The following is a 25867-nucleotide window of genomic DNA, read 5'->3' as shown; positions in this document are numbered from 1 at the left end:
ATGAACTGGTTTTTTATAACGTTAGGCTACAGTGGCCTATTTCCTAAAGCTCCTGGTACTGCAGGAAGCTTTGTGGCACTTATACTAGGTATTTTAATACTTAGTTTTTTTCAAGTTGAGACACTTTTCTTAGCGACTATATTAATAACAATAATAGCAATTCGTGAGATTAACAAGTACGAAGAGAGAACAGGCATACATGATGACAAGCGCATAGTTATAGATGAACTTGCTGGAATGTGGTTTGCACTAAGCGTTGCACCTGCTATAAGCATTTCTATGGGTGATATGACAAACTTTGAGAATGGATTTTTAATCCAAGCTATTTTATCTTTTGCACTTTTTAGATACTTTGACATCAAAAAACCTTCGGTTATAGGAAGAATCGACAGAGAGGCTAAAGGTGGTATAGGTGTTATGGGTGATGATATAGTTGCTGGTTTTGCAGCCGGAATATCAAGTTCACTTATTTGGCAGGGCTGGTTACAGCTTCAAGGGATTCTTTAATATATGTTTGTATAAAACTAAAGTTTTATACAAACATTGGATCGCTAGTCGGTTCGATCTCTTCAAAGTCTTCAATAATCGTACTAAACATTCTCATAGTCTTCTCAGCTTTAGCGATATGTCCATCAAAAACACTCTTAGATGCTGGGAAAGCTTCACTTAGTTCTTTATATATTAATATACGTCCGTGGATATGTTTATCTATCTCAGCGAATGCATCTCTTAAATAATCCTTCTTAGTCGTGTGTCTAAATAGTGATTTCACCATTTTTACACGCTCTTTAATAGGGATAGACTCATCAATGGCTTCAGCAATTCTTTTGATGTCTAAACGAGAAAGATATACGCCACTATGTGCAGGCGCTAAAAGTCTAGAAGTCAAAGCATCTACAAACTGTGGTACAGGCTCTTCATCTTCTTTATCACCAACATCTCTATCTTGTTGCATACCCTCTTCTGGGTTTAGTGAACATTTATCACTAACAAATTTATCGAATTCTGCTCTTAAATCACTTAAATCATGTTCATTCATATTATTATCCTTTAGTTATTAATCTATATGCTTGTGCAGTTAGTTTATCGATCATATCATCATAACTGACATACTTCGTATTTAACTCTTGCGCTCTTTTTCTCAAGCATGAGAACTCTTTTGTATTTTTCATATCTATACTGTGAAGAGGTAGCTTTTCTATCATTTCTAAAGAGTCAAAATCTGAAAAATCAAGTACTACATCAAAGTTTGACATATCAAGGCTCATTCCAGTAGCTATACGATTTAGGTCAGCATCTCTTACTTCAACTTCTTGAGTAAAATTCATAAGCTCTTCAAGATTTTCATTAAAATAACTCACATTAAATCCGCAAGCTAAAAAAGAGAAAGCTTTGGCATGTGGGTTTACACCAATTATAGCTACCTTAGAAGCCCTTATATCTTTTAAATACTCAGTAAGCACTCTTGTAGTAAAGATATCGCCTCTAAGCTTCTCACCCTCTTTAAAGACTATGTCACACATCCCAGTTCGCTTAACCATACTACTTGCTTCATCAAGTATCTCTATAATATCATTTACATACTCGTTAGATATTACAGCACCGTTAACGTGTGATTTTTTCATGTTTGCTACTGTAAAGTAAAGATCATCTTCTCTGATGTTCATGGGAATCATCATCACGTCATCACTATTAGCTTTAAACATCTTGTTTATCACAGCACTAAATCTACTTACACCGGCCTCTGCACCTATATAGCCAAAGAGTTTTGTCTGGTGTGAGATTTCATTTGCATTATTCATCATAATTGCATCTTCCTATTTTACATATCATCTGTTATACCCCAAAGTTCACGTGCTTCTTCATCTTCTGCTTTACATCTGTAACACATTCTATCATCTGCATTTGTGCTGAAAATCACATTACACTCATCGCATCTTCTTACATTAAAAGAGATCAGGTTTTGAACTGTAGGCTCAAAAAACTCTTTTACATTGTATGAAGGTGAAAGTGTTATAGCATCTGGTTCACATACATCATGACAGATACTACACTTTATGCAAAGAAATGGATCAAAGTCTATCTTAGAGTTTTTAACATCTGATGTTAGGGCACCTGTAGGACAGATTCTGTAACACATTTGACAAGCTGTACAACTCTCTTCGTTTAGAAGTTTAGCAGATGTAAAAGTAACCTCATTAGCATCTACTACATGATAGGTAGAAGGCTTGGATACTCTTTTAATAGCTGTGAAAAAAAGCTTTCTTTTCTCTGGAACTCTTTTTTTCTTCAAAAGTGCAATATCTTCTTTTTTAAGAGTATGTTCAACCAGCTCATCTGTAGCTTTTTTAACTTCTGCTTCAAAAGCATGTTTACCTTTTGCAACATTTCCCAGAGTTATAGAGTTGAAAAAATCTCTTCTATTACTCTCTTTATTTTCTTGTGATTCTTCACTAACAAAGCAAACATTTTCAACTCTTATCTCAGCCTCATTCTCCATAGCATTTAGAAGGTAAGTTGCCTCTTCATAGTTTTTAAGAATTTGAGGTTTACATGTGTGAGCAATTGAACAACCCTCACAATGTCCCATATCAAGAACCATCTCTTTTTTCAAAATAGCTAAAGAGATAATATGCTCAACACTTAGAGCTGCTATACAAGGAACATTTTTGCGACAAGAGATAAGATTCTCTTTATCTTCTACAAACTCGAAGAAAAACTCTGTAGGTTTGAATGAATCAAGAGAGAGCGCCTCATTAGGGCATATTGCGTCACATGCACCACAACCAACACAAGATGAGAAGTTTATTGCCGGTAGAGGATTCTCTCCTACTACAATAGCATCTGTAGGACAGATAATTTCACACTTATTACATTCGCTCTCACGTGCAAGTGAGCGAACACATCTGCTGGCATTTAGTGATATTAATGACATTTAACTATTTTGATTCTTGTGAAAGATATTCGTTATCACTAAGTAAGAACTCTAAAGCCATTTCTGCTGCATCGTAATAAAGAGGTGTTCTTGCTTCAAACTTCATGTTGATAAGATATAAAGGAGCCCAGTTGATTAAGTGTTTATTTAAAAACTCACGTTGCACTTCTCTTATCTCTTTAACAGACTCTAAATCTTCATCTTCCATTGCTTTTAATTCAGCTTGACACAGGTGATGCATAAACTCAAACTCAACACCGATATGATCTGATGAAACAGTTCTAGATGCTTCATAGTCAACCATAAAGTTGTAAGCGCTGTACATATCAGTTACAGGGTTTGCTCCACCAGTCTCTACCATTTGATCTTCTCTAACATAAAAAGACTCATAAGGGATAAGATGAAGTATAGACAGGTTTACAAAATCAGGGTTGAAATACTCTTCTAAAAGTTTAGTATTATCAATCTCGTTTAACTGCTTCCACTCTTTTAAGGTTGGAAAAAAATCTAGAATGTTTTCATCTTCTTTTATCATCTTAAGTGTCTTAGCATCTAACTCTTGAAGTAAGATTCGAGACATAAGTGCGTAAATATTCACTCTTGCTTGTGTTTGTTGCATAGGTCATATACCTTTTTTTATTTGTTAAAATTATATAATTCTTATTTTTAAAGTGATGATTTTATCACAAAAGACTGAAAATATGATTAGCTTATCTGACTAGGCTCATTTTCCTTATAAATACTCACAGAAGGGAACGCAAACTCTAAAGAGTTTTTCTCTAAAATCTCCATTATCTTATACAAAATATCTTCTTTTGTATCTAACCATTCACTCCAATTTACACTTTTAGAAAAACAGTAGACAAGAATATTAATACTTGAACTCGAAAACTCATCCAAATATACAAGAAGAGTTCTTTTTACACCAAGTTCATCATCTTTTGAGACAAGTTTAGAGCGTTTTGAGTGTGAGTAATCATACTCTGTATTTTGGGTGGCAATTTTTGGATGCTTTTCTAGCATCTTATAAATCTCTTTTACGGCATTTTTAATGTCACTCGGTTTTGAATCGTATTTAACACCAATATTCATCTTTATTCTTCGTCCAAGTGAACGTTTGTTCCAGTTTTTAACACCCTTATTAGCCAAAATAGAGTTTGGAATAGCAATAATCGCATTATCAAAAGTTCTGAGTGTCGTGACTCTTAATCCTATCTCTACTACTGTGCCTTCTTCTCCATCTATAACTATCCAATCACCTTGGGAAAAGACATCACTTATCAAAATAGACAGTGTTCCAAAAAAATTGGCCAAAGAGTCTTTTGCAGCAAGAGCTACAGCAAAACCACCTATTCCTAAACCGGACAATACAGTAGTAAGATTTGCCCCTGCAAAATGTAAAACTACTAATAATCCAATAATCATAATAATAAAGTTAACTATCTTTATACCGACATTTATAACTTCACTTTTAACCTTTTTATCAACCGTATCAATCTCATGAATTTTTATACTTGATATTACATTTACAATTTTATAGATTATATATGTAAGTAATATAACATAACTTATAGTAAAAAACTTATCAAAAGTACCGACTCCTGCAAAATCATTATAAATATAAATAGTCACTTCAATATTGATTAAGATAATCATAAGTTCTATAGGCTTTCGAGCACTATTTAAGATATCTTTTGAATATTTTTTTAGAGATTTTATATCAAAAATATATGCTTCAAGTTCTTTATAAAGGTATTTACGGATTAAATATATAATTACATATACAAGTAATATAAAAATAATTTTTACTACATCAAAGCCATATGGACGAATAACAGAGTTTATCTGTTGTGCTATAGCAGTATTGTTTATGAAGATAACAGGATTTATCAGATTATAATTTGAGTACTTATTTAGCCTGTACATCTTCTTTTCAAACAAAGATAGATATTTAATGGTATCTCCATTTAATTCCAGTAATGCGTAGTAATCTTTAATATTTTCCTTAGCCTGATTTAGAGTTCTTGATGGTTCATCAATCTGTAAAACAGCTTCATAATCAACACTGGTTATCTTAGCGTTATCTTCTTGGTTTTTAACAAACATATCACTCATGTATAACTGAAACTCTTCAAAGCTCATGTTATTTAATGCTATAAGGATATTTTTAATCATTTTGTTTTGTGCATTTAAAAGTTTGTATGATTTTACTAAGACCTCATCTCTAATAGTTGCATATTTATTACCAAGACGTTTGTTTAGTTTTATGATTTTTTCTAGTGCAAAGATCTCAGAATCATAGATTCTGGATTTATCTATAAATCTGTTTTTGTTTTTTAGAATGTCATCTAATGCTTTAGAGTACAGAGCTTCTTGCTTTGTGGCTATCTGCATTATCTTCTCTTGCGTTACATTGTCATCATTCATCTGCTTTATCATTTCAAGCTGTTGAGTGATAAAAGGTGAATAGTCCGGACCAGACTTAGCCAGTAGTGGCAGAACTAATATTAAAATTATAAGTAACTTTTTGATGACAGACTCCTTCTTAATCTCTTAGATGCCTTCAGCAATCATAGCATCTGCAACTTTTTTAAACCCTGCTATGTTTGCTCCATCTACATAATTTCCTTCAACTCCATAATCTTTAGCAGTTAAAGCAACTCTTTTACAAATCTGTTGCATTACATTTTTTAATTTTTCATCTACTTCTTCAAAACTCCACTTGCTCATAGAAGCATTCTGAGCCATCTCAAACTCACTAACAGCAACACCCCCTGCATTTGCAGCTTTTGCAGGTCCAAAACATATTTTGTGAGACAGAAAATCATTTACAGCTTTTGGTGTTGAAGGCATATTCGCACCCTCACTTACACTGACACATCCATTTACAATCAAGTTTTGGGCATCTGTTCCATTTAGCTCATTTTGAGTTGCACATGGAAATGCTGCATAACATGGAATATCCCAAACAGCATGCCCATCCTCTGGATACTCTGAAACTGGAATATATTTAGCTTCAGGGTGGACTAGAATATATGCTTCTAAAGATTCTCTTTTTTCTAACTTCAACTCTTTAAGAAGTGCTAGGTCTACACCCCTTGGATCGTGAATAGTTCCTCTTGAATCACTGCATGTAATAGGGATAGCTCCTATATGGTAAAGCTTTTCTATTGCATGAAGCGCAACATTTCCTGCTCCACTTACAGTACATATCTTACCTTTTAGTGGCTCTTTTCCTTCTATCTCTAACATAGTCTCTGTAAAATAAACAGTACCGTATCCAGTAGCTTCCGGTCGCATGAGCGAACCGCCAAACATAAAAGGCTTACCTGTTAAAACACCCTCATATGATGAAGTTATCTTTTTATATTCACCAAAAAGATAACCTATTTCTCTGGCCCCTACACCGATATCTCCTGCAGGAATATCTATACGAGGTCCGATGTATTTATGAAGTTCAGTCATAAAAGCTGAACAAAACTTCATAACTTCAAAGTCACTTTTACCCTTAGGGTCAAAATCGCTTCCTCCTTTACCTCCACCGATTGGTAGACCGGTAAGTGCATTTTTAAGAATCTGCTCGAAACCTAAAAATTTAAGTATTCCCTCATTTACAGACGGGTGGAAACGAAGTCCGCCCTTGTATGGTCCAAGGGCATTGTTAAACTGAACTCTATAGCCTGTATTTACTTGAATATTCTGATTATCATCCATCCAAGTCACTTTAAATTTAAAAATCCTGTCTGGCACGACAAGTCTCTCTAAAATAGCATGTTTTTTATATCTGTCATCTGATTCCAATAGTGGTGCTATTGAATAAATTACCTCTTCCATTGCTTGATAAAAAACTTTATCCTGTTCACAATTCCCACTCTCAAATTTTTTAATTTTACTCTCTGCTGTCGTCATTAAAACTCCTATAGTTTTGTCTGTTTATATTTTATTTTATAACTTATGTTCTTAATTTTTCATTGATGTCTTAATCATCATTCTTCTTAAATATGCTATCTTACTTTGAAGTGGCAAGTCTTTTGGACAAACATCTTCGCAGCCAAGAAGAGTCATACATCCAAAAATACCGTCTTCATCACCTATAAGCTCATAATACTCTTCATCACTACGTTTATCCCTTGGATCTAAATGATAACGAGCTATCTTGTTAAGTCCTACAGCACCAGTAAATGAGGGTCGCATCTGAATAGTTCCACATCCGGCCACACAGCATCCACACTCAACACAACGGTCAAGTTCATAGATCTCATCTGCCAATGCCGGTTCCATTCTCTCTTCTAATTTATCAAATTTTATCTCTTTTTCTTTATCGTGTATCCAAGTCTCAAGATGCTCATTAAGATAACGCATCCATTTCCCTGTGTATATAGATAAGTCTCCTATTAACTCAAAAAGAGGAAGAGGTGCAAGAGTGATATGTTCACCAAGTTTAGAAGTAAGTGTTCTACATGCAAGCTTTGGTCTTCCATTTACAAGCATTGAACAGCTTCCACAGATACCTGCACGACAAACAAAGTCAAACTTCAAGGAATTATCATGGTGCTCTCTTATCTCATTTAAAACTATATATAGAGTCATGCCATCAGATTCTTCAACTTTAAATGTTTCCATATGTGGCACATCCTCTGGATCATGTGGATCAAACCTTAAAATACTTATTTTTAAAAGCCTCGGTTTTTTCTCATCTCTCATACATTTTCTCCTAGTCTTTCATTAATACCCTGATATTTTTTAGGTAGTTTATCCATAAACGGCATAAGAATATTTTGGATTTCAAATCTGTTTAAGCCATCTTCTTCTAGCTTTTTTCTTGTTGCATCTATACTATCTTGTTTCACTTTAGTCATAGGATGGTGATGAGTCATATCTTTTCCATAACCACGAAATCCTGGTGGCATCTCCATGCTTAAAACATTTATCTCTTCATAACTAACACTAGGCATTGTCTGCTCAGGATCTGGCCATGAAGTAATCGTCCTTTTTAACCAGTTTTCATCATCCCTTTGAGGGAAGTCTTCTCTTGAATGAGCACCTCTACTCTCTTGTCGTAGGTATGCTCCAAGTGCACATGTTAATGCTACTTTTATCATTCTTTGAGTTCTATATGCATTTACAAGCGCAGGATTCGCCGCACGAGATTTTGAACGAAAAACTTCTATATTTTTACTTCTTCTTAGTAACTCTTGTAATTCATCAACAGCTTCTTTTAGATCATCACCATTTCTAAAGATACCGACCTTATCCATCATAATCTCTTCCATTCGACGGCGAAGCACATAAGCATCTTCTCCATTTTCTTTTGTAAGAAGCGCTTCAAGTTTATCGTACTCTTGTTTTAAAAAGCACTCCACCTTAGCACTGTGAATCTGCATATCACTCTCTTTAGAATCTAAAAAGTCACTTATGTACTCAGCCACCAGCATCCCTGCCACAACTGTCTCACTTACAGAGTTTCCGCCAAGTCTGTTAAATCCATGCATATCCCAACAAGCCGCTTCACCACAAGAGTAAAGTCCTTTCATAGTCTGAGATTCGCCTGTATACTTAGTACGTATTCCACCCATTGAGTAGTGTTGAGTCGGTCTTACAGGTATCCAGTCAACTGCGGGGTCTATCCCCAAAAAGTTCTCACAGATCTCTTTTACTTCACGAAGATTTTTTTCAATATGCTCACGACCTAGAATAGTAATGTCAAGCCATAGGTGATCTCCATACTTAGACTTAACACCCTTGCCTTTTCTCATATGTTCAGTCATTCTACGGCTCACAACATCTCTAGATGCAAGCTCCTTTTTATCTGGCTCGTAGTCTGGCATAAATCTGTAACCATCTTTATCCAAAAGAAGTCCGCCATCACCGCGACAACCTTCAGTCGTAAGTATCCCAACAGGAACGATTGCAGTAGGATGGAACTGTATGGCTTCCATATTTCCTAATGTTGCTACACCACTTTCTAGCGCAATAGCCTGACCCATTCCTTGACATATAATGGCATTTGTAGAAACACTGTAGATACGTCCATATCCACCGGTTGCTATTGTAGTAGCCTTTGAAACATATGCTACCAACTCTCCACTCATAAGGTTTCTTGCAACTGCTCCGTAGCATCTGCCATCTTCATGGATAAGTGAAATTGCTTCGAGTCTCTCATGAATCTCAACTTTTTCTTCATGAGCCTTGTTGTCCATCGCGTAAAGCATAGAGTGTCCAGTTCCATCAGATGTATAACAAGTCCTCCATTTTTTAGTACCGCCAAAATCTCTGGCAGTTATAAGACCGTGAGCCTCATCTTTTTCAGTAATAGTTACTTTCTGGGCATTTATAATAGCTTCTCTATCACCCTTTTGCACTCTACTCCAAGGAACTCCCCAGTGAGCAAGTTCTCTAATCGCCTTTGGTGCACAGTGGGTAAACATACGGGCTACTTCTTGATCAGCTCCCCAGTCACTACCTTTGATAGTATCAGAGAAGTGTATATCTTCGTTATCTCCATCACCCATAGTTGAATTTGCAAGGCTGGCTTGCATCCCGCCTTGAGCAGCTGATGAGTGAGAACGTTTTGGAGGGACAAGACTAAGTACAACAGCATTGTGTCCTCTCTCTTTTATACCTGTTGCTACTCTTAGACCAGCTAGACCACCACCAATAATTAGAACATCTGTATAAATAACTTTCATTAGTGAGCCTTTAGATTTATAGTTGTTGATTTGTATCTTTCACCTGATTCACAATCAGTTGTGTATCCAATGTAGATATATTTCATAAGGCTTAGTGAACCGACTACGATATAGATTACTATCAAAGATTTCATCAATAATTTAAATCTTTTTCTAGACTCTTTTGTATTTTTTCCCTGCATAAAACCCCACTTCATAGCAAGACGATATAAACCTATAAAAGCGTGTGAAACTACAGATAAAAGCAGCAAAAAATAAAGAGGCCACATATGTTCATGCAGAACTCTGTGTGAAGATGCATATGGTCCGATATTTGACGGTTCAGCCATCATAGTGTATAGATGAACAGAACCGATAAAAAGCATGATAAAGCCTGTCATAATCTGAACAACCCACAAAGTAGTATCTTCATGTTTCATACCAAGAACATGGTTACGCATAACCTTGTGTTGTCTATAGTTATTTGGAAACTTTTTAAGTGCAACGCCGGCATGAAGAATAAATATAAGAGAAATAGCACCTGCTAAAAATGAAATAATTCCAGGATAAGTCTCACCAAAAAAATAATAACCTTCAAACATTATTGTTACTCTGTACATCATTTCATTACTAATTAAAATAGAAGACTCAAAAAGGATATGTCCCATTATGAACACTCCTAAAATAAGTCCTGTACTACTCTGAATAAAGTCTAATCTTGCTGGTGTTTTATCTATTTTTTTATTCTTCATCTACTCTCCGAAAATGTGATTAAATTTATCACGCAATTCTACTATAATTATCAATGGTTTGGCTTCCAACTTTTAAAGCTTATGTATTGAGGGAACGCTTCAGGTTTAAATATAGACTTACCAAGCAAAGTTCTTATACATTCTTGAATCCCTTCTGTCATACTTGGGTGAGGATGTACAGTTTTCATTATATCTCCAAGACGAACATTATGATCCATAAGAGTTGCTATATACATGATAGATGCTGCAGATTGTGGTCCAGCTGCTCTCATACCTAAAACTTTAGGATTCTCTTCATCAGTCACTATCATCTTAAAAAAGCCATCTGTGTCTCTCATTGCAATCGCACGGGAGACTAGTGCATGTTTGTAAAAAACCACCTTGTATGGAATCTCTGCTTTTTGACACTCTTTTTCATTTAGACCTACTGCTGATATCTCAGGATTAAAAAACATAATTGTTGACATATTTCTATAGCGCAGAGGAAATTTTATCTTAGACTCTATAGCTTTTGCAGCAAATCTTCCTTCCATCTCAGCAACATTTACAAGAGCATTATGTCCAGAGATATCACCTGCTGCATAGATATTATTATTAACCATACACTGCTCATTTGTACATATAAGCCCACGGTCAGTTAGTTCAATACCAACATTCTCCAATCCAAGCTTTTTAAAACTGGGAACACGCCCTATTGAGACCAAAATAGTTTCTACACTAATAACCTCAGTATGTCCATCTTTATAATCGAGGGTAACATCTATGTGAGTATCATGCTTTTTAATAGCTCTAAGAGATGCTGTATGGTAGATAGATACACCTATCTTCTCCAGCATCTGTGCAGCATAATCACTTACATCATCATCTTCAAAAGGTATTACTCTCTCTTGAGAATCAAGCAGATGTACCTTGGTTTGAGCAAATTCTGCAAATATAGTTGCAAACTCACATCCTACTACACCGGCACCAACAATTAATATCTCTCTTGGAAACTTTTTTAGTTTTAATATATGATCAGAAGTAATAATTCTTTTCCCATCTACTTCAAGAAGAGGATGCTTTCTTGGATGAGAACCACTTGCAATAATAAAATCATCTGCAATAATCTCTATAATTTCGCCGTCATGTTTAGTAACTATAATGCTTTTATCACTTGAAAAACTTCCCCAGCCTTCAATAAGTGTCAGACTCTTTGAACTATCCTCAGTTTTAGAAAATGTCTCAATTTGCGACCTGATCTGATACTCTTTTTCTCGAACAGCAGCGAAAACATTATCAAGGACTTTTTCATACTCTATACTAATATTTGAAGCGCGATAACCGCGATCTATTTTATTTGCAATAGAAAAATCTTTTGATAGTTCCCACATTGTTTTAGAACTTAAAGCACCATCTGCAATACCTGCTCCACCTATGTTGTTCCCCTCTATGATACAGACATGATTTCCAAAATCATATGATCTCATAGCAGCGGCAAATCCCGCTGGTCCACAACCTATAACACAAACATTATAATTTAATTTTTTCATAAGGTATTTTACAACAATTGATATAAAACAACCATTTCCTATTTATAATTATGTTAAAATCCAGTTATCTAAAGGAGATACTATCACTTATACAATCATTCATACTATTCATATTTTTTCAGTCTTTATTTACGGTGGTTTTTTATTCGTGGACGTGCTGTTTTTATCTAAAATGCCTAAGACTCTAGATGTTGAGGAGCATAAAAAAGCCAGAGAAGCTATTATGATGCATGTAAGAAAAGTAGTTCCAAAAGCTCTTATCGTAGCCGTAATTACAGGTATGTATCTTTTTTATCAAGTCTTTGGAGAGATTACTGAGAGTGGATTTACACATTTTCAGATGCTACTTAGTATAAAAGCTTTTCTAGGACTTTGGCTTGGTCTTAGAGGCATCAATCAAGTCTTCTTTGGTATTCAACCATGGGTTTTCAAAAGTCATTACTTTCCTTTTTCACTAGTTGTAATCATCATATTATTATCACAGCTAATGTATCTATAAAGTGGTAAAATAATCACATTTAATTGATATATCTATAAGTTATACCCTTTTTTTATAATTATTTCTTATTTCATGTGATAGAATGCAAGCACATTATTAAACAAAGGTAATTAAATGTTTGCAAATACCAGTATCCAAAAAAAGATGAACTTATTCATTTTAATGGTTACCATGTCAGTCCTCTCAGCGACTATATTCGTTTTTTGGGCTATGAGCCATATAGAGTCTAAGTACGACCACCTTCATAAAAATTCTATGCTAGGTGCACTTCAAACACTAGAGATAGAAAAAAATCTAAACTATGTAAGTAGAACAACAAGAGACATTATGCTTGGTGGAGACTACAGTAAAGATATGTCGAAGCTAAATGAGTCTATTGAGAGAATTGGAACTCTTTTTTCATCTTTAGAAAAGATGATGGCACATGACACTTCACTTGTTATGGTACAAGAAGCAAAAACATCAACAATGCTCTTTTTGAACAACTCATATAAAATGATGGAATCTTTAAGCAGTGATGATATTCTAAACGATAAAACAAAGGTCTACAAAAAGTATAAGAACGATCTGACACCATTTGCAAACAGTTCTAGGACTGCTTTTAAAAAACTTGTAAAACATAAGGGTGAAGAGCTAACAAACAATTCCCTATCTTTAGCTGATGATTTAAACTTTTACAAAATATTAGTCCTTGTTGCCGGATCTTTTGTTGCTATTGTAGTATTTATTTTAGCAAATGTTATTAGAAAATCTATTACAGGTGGTATAGGTTCATTCATTACACTTATCGGTCATGCGGCAAAAGGTGATTTTACACATAGAGAAGAGTGTCAGCACAATACAAAAACTGAGCTTGGAATACTTGGATGTGAACTATCAACGTTATTAGGGCATATAGAAAATCTTATCAATGAGATAAACACGACAATTACAGATGCTTCCAAGGGTGTATTCAGTCATCAAATCTCATCTGCAGGTATGGATGGTGAGTTTGTTGAAGCAATTAAAAGCGTTGATAAAAGTATCACGTTTATGAAAGAACAGCATCAAAAAGCTGCCAGAGATACTTTCAATTCTCAACTTAGTACAAAAAGTATCAACGTATCTGAATCACTTTCACTTATCATTGATAACCTGAGAGAGAATATCGGGAATCTAAAAGAAGTTACAAAAGCTACAAAATCTGCTTCTGACTTAGCGTCTGACTCTCGTAAAAATGTTAATGAAATCGTTAATGAACTAGGTAACTTAAGTGAGCAAGTAAGTACAAACAACCATAGTATCAGTGAACTTGCAAATCAGACTAATGATATCACTTCTGTTATAGAACTTATTACAGATATAGCAGATCAGACAAACCTACTAGCACTAAATGCAGCTATTGAAGCTGCGCGTGCAGGTGAACATGGTAGAGGTTTTGCTGTTGTTGCAGATGAAGTTAGAAAACTTGCAGAGAGAACTCATAAAGCTACTGGAGAGATCTCTGTATCTATAAAATCTCTACAACAAGATATGAATGAGATTCAAGAGAGTTCAACTACTATGAAAACTACTGTTGAGGGTTCAGCTAGCAAGATCAATGAGTTTGAAGGGACTCTGATTGAACTTAGTGACAACTCAAGTGAAATCGTAAACTATTCTTATGAGATGGAAAATTCTATATTTGTTGTTCTTGCCAAACTAGATCATATTCTTTACAAGTCTCGTGCATATAATTCAGTTATGTCTTTAGAAAAACTTCTAACTAACCAAACACCACATGAGTGTAGTTTAGGTACGTGGTATGATAATGAAGGTAAAAACAGATTTTCTGCTACTTCATCTTTTTCTAAAATCACAACTCCACATGCTATTGTTCACGATAGCGCTAATATTAACTTAACATATATTGACAACACTGCAATTACATCTACCCTTGATAATGCTGATGAGATTGTACGTAATTTTGATAAGATGGAAGATGCTTCAAACGAACTATTTGCACTACTAGATGCTATGCTAGTAGAATCTAAACAAAACTAAGAGAATTTCTTTCTCTTAGTTATTCCCACTCATCATATTTAGCATTTGTGTGTTTATCTTTTTTATATCTTCTTGCATTTTTACTCTTGTCTAACTGATTTGAGCTATACAAAATATCTTCTTTAATATCTTCAATACTTTTATCACTATCTTTAAATGCGATTATCTTCTTTACAAGCTTTTGCAAATCTTGTAATTCACCTTTATAAAGATCTATCTCTTCAATCCTATTTAGAACTTTAAGAGCATTATCAATTTTTTTACTATATCGATCCATTGAAAGTTCAGGAGTATTCATAAGATAAGATATTATACTTTTGTGAAATCGCTCCAGTGCTCTTATGTAACGGAGTCTATTTGAGTTTTCTATAGCTTTATTAGATGCTGACATGCTGTACCTATTGTTTAGTTATCGTTGCTATAATTATACACTTTAATTACTATATGGAGAGAACAACTTGATAAAAATATTACTATCATTTATGATTTTAAGCGCTACACTACTCGCATCTATGACAAATGAATATCCATCACAAAAAATTTTAGACTCTAAAATTCCTATTGTTGACATCAGAACACCCGGAGAATGGGTAGAGACCGGTATTGTTGAAAATTCTATTACCATTATGTTTTGGGATGAAAGAGGAGGCTATGACGTTAATGCTTTTTTAACTGAGCTAAATAAAAAAGTAGATACTAAAAAACCATTTGCCCTGATCTGCAGAACAGGAAGCAGAACAAGCATAGTTGCAGATTTTTTAGCTAAAAAACTACACTATGATGTTATCAATATTTTAGGCGGTATCGTCTATCTAAAAGCTGCGAAACTAAAAACAGTTCCATACGAAAAATAATGGGCTTTTTTAAATTTCTTTTTCATTTTACTATAAGAGTTACAGTTCTTTTTGGACTGATTGCTCTTATAGTTTTTCTGCTATGGGGTGCTCTGTATCTTGCTTTTTTGAAAGAGGCTTAATATCGTTTACCAAAGCATAGAGTGTCGGTAGATAAAGAAGATTTAAAAATGTCCCCCACACTAGACCAAAACTTAAAGATACTGCGATAGGCTGTAAAATAACAGCTTGCCCAGTAGCGTAAAATACAAGTGTAAAAAGTCCTAAAAATGTAGTTAGAGAAGTAATTACAATTGGACGAAGTCTAAGTTTAGCACGTTTGAAAAAATCCTCTGACTTATGAGTTCCATGTAAGAAATCAAGCATAATAATACCATCATTAATTACAACTCCGGCAAGCCCCAATATACCTATTACAGATGGCATACTTAGATTTATGCCCAAAAGTTTATGTCCTACCAACGCTCCTAAAACAGAAAGAGGGATTACACTCATTACCATCAAAACATATTTTATTTTAGAAAAAATAAGCAGTAATGTTAAAAAGATTAAAAAGATTGCCAACACTAAAGCATTTTTCATGTCATCTTTTAGTTGCTGTTTCTTCTCTTTCTCTCCAAGCAGATTTACTTCGATTCCGGAATTTGCGATATCTCCAAGAGTTGTTTGCAAACTATCCAATACTTCAGTAGGTGTGATAATACGCTTGTCAACACTTGCATACACAGTCTTAACGATGCTTCCGTTTAGTTTATCTATCTTCTCATAATCTTGCATCTGAGTAATTACTGCTACATCCGTCAGTTTTACATACCTGCCATCTTCAAGGGCTATGCTGAAGTCTAAAAGAGTAGTTGTATTATCTTTTGCACTGTCTCTTGTCTTGATCTCCATTACGCCGCGCTCATTAAAAGTTGTTGATTGCTTTTTCTCTAAAAAGTACGAGCTAAGAACTCTGGCTACAGATGCTTCACTAAGACCTAAACTCTCACCATAAGAGTTTATCTTTATCTTGTATTCCATCTTTCCATATCTGATATTATCACTAAAATTTTTTATACCTTTTAGTTTTGATATCTCTGATTCTAATCTTTTTACAGCTTCTTGAAGCTGAGCGTCATTACTACCGGAGAGGTTTATTTGAATATCACTTCTTATAAGTCCAGGCTTATCTTCCATAACTCCAAGCTCTACCATCTTGTACTTCTCTTTAAAAGGCATTACAAGTTCTCTTGCTCTAGGAGATAGCTCAAACGTTTGCTTTTGTCTGATCTTTTCAGGATTATTAAAATCAAAACTGAAGTTCAGCACGGGACTTACATATTTGTTTATCCAGCTTGTCTCTTCCCTGTCATAAAGCTCCATTGTTATAAAGAAAACACTGTTATTTCTCTGAGTATCACCGGAGAGGCTTCTCCTGTATCCACTAGTTGCAGAGATAGACTTCAGTGAAAACTCTTCTGAGTACTTCATCATCTCCGTCTGTATCTCGCCTGCTATTTTGAAAGTATCTTCCAAAGGAGTATTTATATCCATTTTTCCGGATATATAAAGATTATTACCATCAAAATTAGGAAAGAATTGAAACCTCATAGACTTAGCAGTCATAACTGTTGCAATAGGAATAATAATAAGAAATAGCATCAGAAACGTCTTTTTATACTCTATGAAGAAGGAGAGTGTCCTTCCGTATAGTTCTTGAAACGGTTTCCAGTCAACCATATTGTTACTTTTTTTAAGAAACTCAGATGCATGTAGCGGTAAAAATACAAAACTCTCCAGGAGCGAACCTAAAAGAATCATAACAACAACAATAGGAATAAGTATTAAAAATAGAGCTATCTCTCCACTTAACATAAACATAGGTAAAAAAGCAGCGACAGTAGACACTGTAGCAAGGGTAACAGGGAGCATCATCTCTTTTACACCAAGCAAAGCGGCTTCCGTATTTTCCATACCATCATCTATATGACGCTGTATATTTTCACTTACAACGATGGCATCATCAACAACTATACCAATAACTATGAGCGCTCCAAGCAAGGAAACAATGTTTATAGAATAGCCCATATAGTATATAAATAATAAGCCTATAATAAATGAGAACGGAATGCCTAAAGCAACTATAAGCGCTATTCTTAGATTAATCAGAACGTACATGGACAAAAACACCAGAATCAATCCAAACATTAGATTTGAGATAACAGTGTTTAATCTGTCTTCAACCGGTTTTGAGGTGTCTTGATAAAAGTCAAAAGTGACTTTCGGATAACTTTTTTGCAGTTTTTTTGCATATTTTTTAAGCTCAGCAGAGAGTGCAATAGAATCACCAAGTTCACCTTTTGATATGACAAGAGTAAGAGTCTGTTTATTGTTAAAAGATGCTAACGTGTCTGTTTGTGGATATTCTATTTTAACCTCGGCGATATCACCTAATTTGATATACTTACCATCTATATTAAGTATGCTTTCTTCCCACTCATGGACATCTTCCTTGCCGTTTGCAGTAGATAGATATATAAAACTACCTCTTTCTTCTATATCTCCAATCGGAAATATATATGAAAGATCTGATATAGCTTTTAAAACACTAGAATGCTTTAGCTCATACGCAAGAACTGCTTGTGAATCTACTCTAATAGACACTTCTTCTTTTGAGTCTCCACGTATTAGTATCTCACTAATATTTTTTATCCTAGAAATTTTTGTTTTAATCTCTTTGGCTATAGCAGTTAGTTCACCCTTTGTCATCTCATCTGAAGAGAGGGATAGTTTAATAAGCGACCTACTCTTATCTAAAATTCTTGCTACTGGTTCATTCATATCAGATGGAAGATATTGTCTAGTTAGTGCTATTGAGTCTTTTACACGAGATAGTAAGTTTACCTTATCTACACTTTCATTTAGCGTCAGAATTATAGCAAAAGCACCTGGGGTAATAGTTGTCTCAGTCTTATCTATACCGTTAATATTACTAAGTTCTTCTTCAATATCACGGACAGCCATCTTATCCATAACTGTTGCACTTGCACCACTGTAGGCACCGAGAACACTTATCTTGTCAAGTTCAACATCTGGGAAGATCTCTTTGGGAATATTTACGTAAGCATTAAAACCCATATATGCTAAAAAGACTAATAGCATATAGTTTAGGCGTTTGTTATTTAAAAAATACTTTATAAACCCTGTCATGTTTTATAGTAGTGACTTAATCACGTTACTTACACCTTGGTGCAGATTGTAGTGTGAGATAGGAAAGTCTAGTAGTTCATCTTCTAAATTTACATTATAATGGCTAAGATAATCGCCTAATATTTTTAAATCGATATCTGTTTTAGACTCATCTTCAAGTCTATTCGATCTTTGGATAGTAAAAGCCAATGATTTCAGACTTACAAAATCACTCCAGTTAAAAAATAGTTCTGGAGTTAGTTCATCTACTCTAACACCTTCTGGCGTAAATAAGCTATTTGAATCTCTTAGTGGAATCAATACACTTAAAATAGCTTCTGTAAAAGGAATAACTTTATCACCCCAAAAAGCCTGCTCATTTCTTAAGTTTAACTCTTTTGCTAAAACCTCAGTTATCTCATCTATGCCCGAACTTTTAAAAAGTTCATAACTCTCTTGTTTCATAGTTATCCTATATTTGCTATATTTGATATTTTAAGTATAATCTCGCTTTTAAACCAGGAGATTATATTGAAATTAAATAAAAGTTTTATTACCCATTTTATTGCCGTTATTTTAACAGCTTTATCATTTGTTATACCTAATGAACAGAGTTCTTTACTTCTTTTTGCAGGTCTATTCGCACTATCAGGTGCCCTTACTAATCATCTTGCAATTCATATGCTTTTTGAAAAGGTTCCTTTTCTTTATGGTTCAGGTGTTATTCCTTTAAGATTTGAAGCTTTTAAAGAGTCTATTAAAAATCTTATGATGAATGAGTTTTTCACAAAAGAACAACTAGATGATTTTTTCAAAAATGAAGAGAAAAAGATTAACTTAGAGCCTATCATCCAAGAAACAGACTTCACTCCTGCATTTGACGCACTAAGTAAAACAGTTATGGAGTCTTCATTTGGCGGGATGCTTGGTATGTTTGGTGGGGAGAGTGCTTTAGATGGACTTCGTGAACCATTTTCACTAAAAATGAAAGCGGCTGTAGTAAAAATAGTATCTTCAGATGCATTCAACCAAACACTTGAAAATCATATGCAAAACTCACCACTTAGTAATGATATGTTAGTTTCGATAGAGAGTGTGATAGATGCAAGACTAAATGAACTGACTCCACAAATCGTAAAAGAGATAGTTCAAAAATTAATTAAAGAGCACCTTGACTGGCTTGTCGTTTGGGGTGGAGTTTTTGGTGGGCTTATAGGCCTCGTTAGCTCTTCTGTGCTCTAACTCAATCTCTACCATTTTTAGTTTATCATCAAGCGGAAACGCACGTCTTGCTTGTTTGATAGCTTCTATTGCTCTGTTTAAATCCAAATCTATAGACTTAATATCTATCTTCAAAAACATATCTTGAAGAATCTTCAGCGGATTACCTAAAACAGCAACATACCATTTATTTTTGTAAAAAAGCTGTAGCATAACTCCATCATCACGAGTAAAATTATGAAAATCTATATAGTATGAGCTACTACTGTCTTTAGCTTTATCACTATACTCAGTCATAGTATAATTCGACTGAACTAAGCCAATAGTTGAAAGTCTGAAGTTTAGATGCCTATGGTTAAAAGCAACTTCTTCACCTTGTGCATGAAGTTCATCATTTCCACGATTTATATGAGCAATAGTCTTAAAAGTAGAAAAATCTATCTTTCCAGTCTCAAGAGAACTCATCTTAACTTTTTTATCTCCACTGACTATAAAAAAGTCACCAAAAAGGGTGCTCAATACTAGTAGTAAAAATAAAAGAACTTTCACTATTTCACTTCTATAGTAACTTCAGCAATTTCAATAATATCACCGGAAACAATTTTAGCTCTTTTGCGAAGCTCAACTTCCCCATTTCTTTTAGCATAACCATCAGCAATCAGTAGCTTAGCATGCGCTCCACTGTCCACTAGATCTAAAACCTTTAACAGTTTAAAAAGCTCTATATAATCATCTTGTAATTCAAATTTCATAATTTACCTATCTTTATTTAGTTATGGAATCATAGCCAAATTTAATTTATACAGATGTATAATTTGTATTATGGATATTGGATTAAGCACTTTATACGACATCGGTTCTAACTATTCTATAAAACTCAATGATAAAGAACGTCTTGTTTACGAAGATGATCCCCTTAGAAAACAGAAGACTCCTCAAGAAAAAAAGCTGGCAAAAGAAGAAGAAAAAAAAGCAGTAGAAAAATCAAAAGATACTAAAGAACTGAGCCAAGATGAAAAACGTTTGGTTTTGGATCTTCAATCCAGAGATGCAGAGGTTCGTGCTCACGAATCAGCACACCAGAGCGGTGGAGCTTCTACAGGTGCAGCAACTTATACATATCAGCAAGGTCCAGATGGTAAGATGTATGCTATAGGCGGGGAAGTTTCAGTCTCATTCCAATCTGGTTCAACACCACAAGAAACTATTGCGAATGCACAAGCAGTTATAGCTTCTGCTCTGGCACCGGCAGACCCTAGCGGACAAGATTTAGCTGTAGCATCAAGCGCTATGGTTATGATGATGAAAGCACAGCAACAAGTTGCTCGTGAAGCACAAGAAGCCGTAATGGGAAAAGAGACTTATAAAAACGAAGCAGACAACAACTCATCCATTTCTTCAACTGATCTGGATATTCCTGCCTAAACTATCAGCTAATATACGGACTTATAAAATACCCACCCACTAAAATAACAACAGATGCGTAAAAAAGTTGTATCTCCACTATTTCTATTAATATTTTTAACATATTTAACTCCTAAGCTTCTTTATTTATGATAGAAAAACCTAAATCGTGCATAGCTTTATCGACCATTTCTATCGCTTTTTTCATAGTGGTTTGAGATATTTCAGGAAGTTCTCCTCCCCAGATTGTTTCGGCTTCTTTAAAACCTTGTAACATACCCTCTCTACCTGCGCGAAGTCTATCTTCATCACCACCGGCACCATTGATAACAAAATTCGCTATACGCTCCGATGTCTGTGCAATTCCAAAAAAACCATCTTCACTTACAAGTTCAGTAGCTTCTTCTTTAGATAGCTCAGCTATTGGTTTACCCTCATATCCAATATCACTCAAGAAATCTTGAAAATCCTGATACTGAAGTGCAAACCTATCCTCACTACTCGTAAAGGTAGTCTGAACAGATGCTGAATTAAAAGCCATCGCATTAGCATTTTTTGACAACTGCTCTCTAATATCTTTCACTTCATCTTTTGAAATCTTTTCAGTATAAAGAGGTTTGATTACAGATGAGTTTTTTATAGAACCCATCACACTCATGTTAGATGATATTTGCATAGTAAATCCTCCATCTCTTGTTATACTATACATATCGACAAAATCACAAAAATGTGAAAGTTTTATATTTTTTGCATAATTTCAAAAAATATAAGATATAATACTTTTGATGAAAAGATGAGGCTCGAGTTCATCTTTAGTGTGTAATTTTGTACTATGCTCAATTGTGACCCTAAAGACTCTCCAATTTTTGACTCCACTTCTCTCACGAAGTGATATTTTAATACAGAGGTATTGCAATGGCAGAATTACTAGACGGTTCAGTTAAATGGTTTAATGAAGAAAAAGGTTATGGATTTATCCAACAAGACAATGGCGGAAAAGATGTATTTGTACACTTTCGTCAAGTAAACCACACAGGTGGTGGACGTGTTTCTCTTGCTGAAGGGCAAAAAGTTACATTTGAAGTAGGCGAAGGTCAAAAAGGCCCTCAAGCTGAAAACGTTACTCCTCTTTAGTAACATTTTTGCGGGCTTTTAGCCTGCAGTTCTACAACATCTTTTCAACTTTCACTTTTACACTTTTTTAACACTTTATTTTTGAATAATCACTTTATCAATTTAAAGGGTTACAAAATGAAAAAAAATCAAAATATTTTATCTTCAGTTTTACTAGCTTCTTCTTTAACACTTGCTCCGGTAATCACAACATCTTTAACTGCTAGCACGCAATTCAAAGTAAACTCTATTTCAAACTCAATTGCTAAAAATCTACACAGAAGAGGAATTGACGAAGATGCTTCTAAAAATATAGCTAATAATATATTTATGATTGATGAAGAACTGTTTGCTTTAATGCTTCAAAATCTTCAACATAGTTGTGATAAACTAAGCAGAAGTGAAATTATGGACTTTTTATCTACTCAAGCACTTATGAATAAAAGTGTAAATCTTGACTCATATTCATACTTAGTAAATATGGTTTATCAGATTAAACATCAAGCATTAACTCAAAAAGATTTAAAAAACTTAAATACTATCTCTACAAAAAATTCATTTTATGCACAAGGCTGGTTTTAAAAACTTAAACACTGCCTTGCAATCTCAAGCTCTTCATCTGTTTTTATTACAAAGACAGGTGTTTCCCCACCCAAGTCATTGTTCATTATTTTCTCTCTTATATATACGGAATTTTCACCTATTCCACCACTAAATACAATAGCATCTACTCTGCCTAGAAGTGCCATATATGAGCCTATATATTTTTTAACGCGTCTAACCATCATATCAATAGCCAACTTTGACTTGTCATCATCACGTTGAAGGATATCTCTTATATCACTACTATTACAGATTCCAAGCAGTCCGGACTTTTTATTTAGTACTTCATCTATTTTTTTAACACTAAAACCTAAATCTCTCTGCATATATAATACAATAGCGGGATCTATATCCCCACATCTTGAACCCATAACTAAACCTTCTAACGGTGTAAAGCCCATAGAAGTATCTATACTTACACCATTTTCTATAGCGCATGCACTTGCTCCATTACCTAGATGCAAAGTTATTATATTTAACTCTTTAGTCTCTTTTTTTAGAAGCAATGCACACTCTTTTAAAAGATATGAGTGCGATGTACCATGAAAGCCATAACGTCTTATCTTATGTTTTTCATACATCTCATATGGAAGAGCATAAAGATATGCAACTTGAGGCATCTTAGAGTGAAATGCTGTATCAAACACTGCAATTTGTGTCGTATTTGGAGCTTTTTGTTTTGAGACCAATATTCCTTCAAGGTTTGCAGGATTGTGTAGTGGCGCAAGATGAGTCAACTCTTCAATTTTGCGAATCACCTCATCATCTACTATCGTTGGTTCATTGAACTCTTCTCCACCATGAACTACTCTATGTCCTATAACATCTATAGAACTAAGATCTACATCTATACTCTCAAGTGCATCGTGATGTGTTTTCATAGGCGAATTTTTCTCACCTATATGTTCAACTAATACAGCATATAAAACTTCTCCGCTAGACATATCAAAGAGTTTAAACTTTAATGATGAACTCCCAGAGTTTATAACAGCGACTTTCATTAATCCTGCCCTGCCTGAATCGCTGTAATGGCAATAGTGTTTACGATATCTGTTACCAAGCATCCACGACTTAAATCATTTATAGGTTTATTGAGCCCTTGAAGCACCGGACCGATTGCTACTGCACCACTAGAACGCTGAACAGCTTTGTATGTGTTATTACCAGTATTTAAGTCTGGGAATATAAGTACATTTGCTTCTCCGGCTACTTTTGAATCAGGTAGTTTTTTACGAGCTACATTTTTATTAACAGCTGCATCGTACTGAATAGGTCCATCTATGAGAAGGTCACCATTTTTACTCTTTACTATTTTAGTAGCTTCTCTAACCTTATCAACATCAATACCACTGCCACTCTCGCCAGTTGAATATGAGAGCATTGCAATCTTTGCATCTATACCAAATGCCTCTGCTGTTTTTGCTGATGAGATAGCAATCTGTGCTAGAGTATCTGCATCCGGGTCTTGATTTACAGCACAATCCCCATATACTAGAACTTCTGACTTTAAACACATAAAAAATACACTAGATACTATAGAAGTATCAGCTTTTGTCTTGATTATTTGAAGTGCTGGTCTTATCGTCTCACCAGTAGAACTTATAGCCCCGCTAACCATTCCATCAACATATCCAAGGTACACCATCATAGTTGCAAAATAGTTTCCATGAGTCATTGCATCTTCAGCAGCTTGAAATGTTAATCCCTTCTCTTTTCTCATCTCATAAAAAGTCTTTGCAAACTCTTTTACAAGATTAGAACTGTGATGATCTATAATAGTCGCTTTGCTTAGATCCAGACCTAGACGCAAGTAATGTTCAGTAATGTCTTCACTATTACCAAGAAGAGTTATCTCAGCAACACCACGGCGTAAAATAATCTCTGCTGCTCTTAAAATTCGCTCATCACTACTCTCCGGTAAAACAATTCTTTTTTTGTTCAATCTTGCTATTTCAAATAATTTATACTCAAACATCATTGGAGTTAAAACTTTACTTTCTACTGTAGATATCTTCTTCTCAATAGCTTCAATATCCACACTTGAATTAAAAAGACCAAGTGCAAGTGCTATCTTTCTCTCACTGGTAACCCTCAACCTTGCTTGTGTAGTAGATAATTTTTTAGCTGTCGTATATGTATCATCATCTACAGATAAGACCGGAATACCAAAACTATCTAATCCATCGATAAGTTTTTTTATATTTGGATGTGCATTCATACCAAATGGAAAAATTATACCACTTATATTTGGATAGTTCTTTGAGTAAAGTGCTCCCATCAAACCTAAAATAATATCAGATCTGTCTGCTGGAACAACCACTAAATCATCTTCTTCAATATGATCCAAAAAATTGTTTAGTGTCAGACCTGCGACTTTTATACCTCTAACTATTCTTGTTGTATCTTTTGGTTCTAAAAGGATTGGTGTTACATCCAAAGAGTCTACTACATCTGCGATACTAAGCATACCAAGTTCTTTGATCTCTTTTAAGAAGTATGACTTTAATGGGTACTCTTTGAGTATTTTCTTCAAATCTTTTTCTTGCTTCTCATCGAGTCTATTTATAAAAGTAGCAAAATGAGTACACCCTTGAAATGTAGAGTTTTCATTTTCTATCAAGATATCGTCATGAATATCTGCAACCGCTTTGTTTTTTGCATTAACAATATTTATGGTTGGAGAACCAAAATTTTGGGCTATTTTTATATTTAAATCAAAATTAATTGTAGATGTTAAAAAGGAGTGTCTAATACCTTCTACAAGCACAAAATCATACTTATCTTCCAGTTTTTTAAACTTTGTTATCAATTCATTCATAAGCTGATTTGTTTTATTATTGGCAATCATATTCTCAACATACTCTATGTCAAAACCATAACAATCCTTATAATCCATCTCTAGATTATATCTATTAAGCATAAAGCTTATATCTCCATCTTCAGCATATCTAGAGTAGATAACTGGTCTAAAAAAAGCAACGTTTGGTATATTTCTTTTTAAAATTTCCATCATCCCCATAGAGATAAACAGGGTTCCGGCATTCTTTTCTTTGGCTGATATATATAATGATTTTATTTTCATATTTTATTATACCA

26 protein-coding genes are annotated in these 25867 nt (G+C 34.4%); 8 read left to right on the top strand and 18 right to left on the bottom strand.

The window, feature by feature from the left end; all coding sequences use genetic code 11:
* A complete protein-coding gene (locus ABZC13_RS01090; protein WP_372998710.1) occupies nucleotides 1-507 on the top strand; it encodes a phosphatidylglycerophosphatase A in 507 nt (168 codons plus the stop codon).
* 25 nt (nucleotides 508-532) lie between these two features.
* On the opposite strand, the gene ABZC13_RS01085 is transcribed toward ABZC13_RS01090, so the two are convergent.
* From ABZC13_RS01085 to ABZC13_RS01040, 10 genes are all read right to left on the bottom strand, one after another.
* Complete coding sequence (locus ABZC13_RS01085; protein ID WP_372998707.1) at nucleotides 533-1039, bottom strand: hypothetical protein; 507 nt, start codon at nucleotides 1037-1039, stop codon at nucleotides 533-535.
* Nucleotides 1040-1043: 4 nt separating this feature from the next.
* Nucleotides 1044-1805, bottom strand: coding sequence for a hypothetical protein (locus tag ABZC13_RS01080; protein WP_372998704.1), 762 nt, complete (start codon nucleotides 1803-1805; stop codon nucleotides 1044-1046).
* 17 nt (nucleotides 1806-1822) lie between these two features.
* Nucleotides 1823-2935: a 4Fe-4S binding protein gene (locus tag ABZC13_RS01075; protein WP_372998701.1), complete on the bottom strand. Its 1113-nt coding sequence runs from the start codon at nucleotides 2933-2935 to the stop codon at nucleotides 1823-1825.
* Between the two features lie 4 nt (nucleotides 2936-2939).
* Nucleotides 2940-3554, bottom strand: coding sequence for a molecular chaperone (locus ABZC13_RS01070; RefSeq protein WP_372998698.1), 615 nt, complete (start codon nucleotides 3552-3554; stop codon nucleotides 2940-2942).
* An 86-nt stretch (nucleotides 3555-3640) separates the two neighbouring features.
* Entirely contained in the window at nucleotides 3641-5362 is a 1722-nt protein-coding gene (locus tag ABZC13_RS01065; protein ID WP_372998694.1) for a mechanosensitive ion channel family protein, read from the bottom strand.
* A 126-nt stretch (nucleotides 5363-5488) separates the two neighbouring features.
* Nucleotides 5489-6844 (bottom strand): NADP-specific glutamate dehydrogenase, encoded by a 1356-nt coding sequence (gene gdhA, locus ABZC13_RS01060; RefSeq protein ID WP_372998691.1) that lies wholly within the window; start codon nucleotides 6842-6844, stop codon nucleotides 5489-5491.
* 51 nt (nucleotides 6845-6895) lie between these two features.
* Complete coding sequence (locus ABZC13_RS01055) at nucleotides 6896-7639, bottom strand: fumarate reductase iron-sulfur subunit (RefSeq protein WP_372998688.1); 744 nt, start codon at nucleotides 7637-7639, stop codon at nucleotides 6896-6898.
* Entirely contained in the window at nucleotides 7636-9624 is a 1989-nt protein-coding gene (locus tag ABZC13_RS01050; protein WP_372998685.1) for a fumarate reductase flavoprotein subunit, read from the bottom strand. The genes ABZC13_RS01055 and ABZC13_RS01050 overlap by 4 nt, the downstream gene beginning before the upstream one ends.
* On the bottom strand, nucleotides 9624-10355 hold the full coding sequence (locus ABZC13_RS01045; RefSeq protein WP_372998682.1) for a fumarate reductase cytochrome b subunit: 732 nt from the start codon (nucleotides 10353-10355) through the stop codon (nucleotides 9624-9626). Before ABZC13_RS01045 ends, ABZC13_RS01050 begins: the two co-directional genes overlap by 1 nt.
* A gap of 50 nt (nucleotides 10356-10405) precedes the next feature.
* The gene (locus ABZC13_RS01040; protein ID WP_372998679.1) at nucleotides 10406-11884 is read right to left on the bottom strand and encodes an NAD(P)/FAD-dependent oxidoreductase; all 1479 of its coding nucleotides are present in this window, start codon (nucleotides 11882-11884) and stop codon (nucleotides 10406-10408) included.
* 148 nt (nucleotides 11885-12032) lie between these two features.
* Here ABZC13_RS01040 and ABZC13_RS01035 point away from each other — a divergent pair, with 148 nt between their 5' ends.
* Both ABZC13_RS01035 and ABZC13_RS01030 read left to right on the top strand, forming a co-directional pair.
* Nucleotides 12033-12383, top strand: a complete 351-nt coding sequence (locus ABZC13_RS01035) for a hypothetical protein (protein WP_372998676.1) — start codon at nucleotides 12033-12035, stop codon at nucleotides 12381-12383.
* Nucleotides 12384-12593: 210 nt separating this feature from the next.
* Nucleotides 12594-14405 carry a methyl-accepting chemotaxis protein gene (locus ABZC13_RS01030; protein ID WP_372999431.1) on the top strand — a complete coding sequence of 604 codons (1812 nt, stop codon included), beginning with the start codon at nucleotides 12594-12596 and terminating at the stop codon, nucleotides 14403-14405.
* A gap of 19 nt (nucleotides 14406-14424) precedes the next feature.
* On the opposite strand, the gene ABZC13_RS01025 is transcribed toward ABZC13_RS01030, so the two are convergent.
* Nucleotides 14425-14796: a hypothetical protein gene (locus tag ABZC13_RS01025; RefSeq protein ID WP_372998673.1), complete on the bottom strand. Its 372-nt coding sequence runs from the start codon at nucleotides 14794-14796 to the stop codon at nucleotides 14425-14427.
* Nucleotides 14797-14863: 67 nt separating this feature from the next.
* Here ABZC13_RS01025 and ABZC13_RS01020 point away from each other — a divergent pair, with 67 nt between their 5' ends.
* Nucleotides 14864-15259: a rhodanese-like domain-containing protein gene (locus ABZC13_RS01020; protein WP_372998670.1), complete on the top strand. Its 396-nt coding sequence runs from the start codon at nucleotides 14864-14866 to the stop codon at nucleotides 15257-15259.
* A gap of 66 nt (nucleotides 15260-15325) precedes the next feature.
* On the opposite strand, the gene ABZC13_RS01015 is transcribed toward ABZC13_RS01020, so the two are convergent.
* Together ABZC13_RS01015 and ABZC13_RS01010 are read right to left on the bottom strand one after the other, a co-directional pair.
* Nucleotides 15326-18451 (bottom strand): efflux RND transporter permease subunit, encoded by a 3126-nt coding sequence (locus ABZC13_RS01015; protein WP_372998667.1) that lies wholly within the window; start codon nucleotides 18449-18451, stop codon nucleotides 15326-15328.
* A 3-nt stretch (nucleotides 18452-18454) separates the two neighbouring features.
* Nucleotides 18455-18895 carry a hypothetical protein gene (locus ABZC13_RS01010; protein ID WP_372998663.1) on the bottom strand — a complete coding sequence of 147 codons (441 nt, stop codon included), beginning with the start codon at nucleotides 18893-18895 and terminating at the stop codon, nucleotides 18455-18457.
* A 66-nt stretch (nucleotides 18896-18961) separates the two neighbouring features.
* Between ABZC13_RS01010 and ABZC13_RS01005 the strand changes: the two genes are divergently transcribed.
* Nucleotides 18962-19672 carry a DUF445 domain-containing protein gene (locus ABZC13_RS01005; RefSeq protein WP_372998660.1) on the top strand — a complete coding sequence of 237 codons (711 nt, stop codon included), beginning with the start codon at nucleotides 18962-18964 and terminating at the stop codon, nucleotides 19670-19672.
* Here the strand turns inward: ABZC13_RS01005 and ABZC13_RS01000 are convergent.
* Nucleotides 19586-20200 (bottom strand): hypothetical protein, encoded by a 615-nt coding sequence (locus tag ABZC13_RS01000; protein WP_372998658.1) that lies wholly within the window; start codon nucleotides 20198-20200, stop codon nucleotides 19586-19588. The two genes, ABZC13_RS01005 and ABZC13_RS01000, sit on opposite strands and share 87 nt — an antisense overlap.
* Nucleotides 20200-20403, bottom strand: a complete 204-nt coding sequence (locus tag ABZC13_RS00995; protein ID WP_372998655.1) for an RNA-binding S4 domain-containing protein — start codon at nucleotides 20401-20403, stop codon at nucleotides 20200-20202. Before ABZC13_RS00995 ends, ABZC13_RS01000 begins: the two co-directional genes overlap by 1 nt.
* 70 nt (nucleotides 20404-20473) lie before the next feature.
* On the opposite strand from ABZC13_RS00995, the gene ABZC13_RS00990 reads away from it, so the two are divergent.
* Nucleotides 20474-21076, top strand: coding sequence for a putative metalloprotease CJM1_0395 family protein (locus ABZC13_RS00990; RefSeq protein WP_372998652.1), 603 nt, complete (start codon nucleotides 20474-20476; stop codon nucleotides 21074-21076).
* Nucleotides 21077-21188: 112 nt separating this feature from the next.
* Here ABZC13_RS00990 and ABZC13_RS00985 read toward each other — a convergent pair whose 3' ends face one another.
* The gene (locus tag ABZC13_RS00985; protein ID WP_372998649.1) at nucleotides 21189-21731 is read right to left on the bottom strand and encodes a hypothetical protein; all 543 of its coding nucleotides are present in this window, start codon (nucleotides 21729-21731) and stop codon (nucleotides 21189-21191) included.
* 239 nt (nucleotides 21732-21970) lie between these two features.
* Between ABZC13_RS00985 and ABZC13_RS00980 the strand changes: the two genes are divergently transcribed.
* A complete protein-coding gene (locus ABZC13_RS00980; RefSeq protein WP_321268031.1) occupies nucleotides 21971-22189 on the top strand; it encodes a cold-shock protein in 219 nt (72 codons plus the stop codon).
* A gap of 117 nt (nucleotides 22190-22306) precedes the next feature.
* The gene (locus tag ABZC13_RS00975; RefSeq protein WP_372998645.1) at nucleotides 22307-22750 is read left to right on the top strand and encodes a hypothetical protein; all 444 of its coding nucleotides are present in this window, start codon (nucleotides 22307-22309) and stop codon (nucleotides 22748-22750) included.
* Here ABZC13_RS00975 and ABZC13_RS00970 read toward each other — a convergent pair.
* On the bottom strand, nucleotides 22747-23772 hold the full coding sequence (locus ABZC13_RS00970) for an acetate/propionate family kinase (protein ID WP_372998641.1): 1026 nt from the start codon (nucleotides 23770-23772) through the stop codon (nucleotides 22747-22749). The genes ABZC13_RS00975 and ABZC13_RS00970 overlap by 4 nt on opposite strands.
* Complete coding sequence (gene pta, locus ABZC13_RS00965) at nucleotides 23772-25853, bottom strand: phosphate acetyltransferase (protein ID WP_372998638.1); 2082 nt, start codon at nucleotides 25851-25853, stop codon at nucleotides 23772-23774. Before pta ends, ABZC13_RS00970 begins: the two co-directional genes overlap by 1 nt.
* Nucleotides 25854-25867 lie beyond the last annotated feature (14 nt).

The sequence above is a fragment of the Sulfurimonas sp. genome (genome assembly GCF_041563035.1).
Classification (GTDB): Bacteria; Campylobacterota; Campylobacteria; order Campylobacterales; family Sulfurimonadaceae; genus Sulfurimonas.
This window is presented reverse-complemented; position numbering and strand designations above follow the sequence as displayed.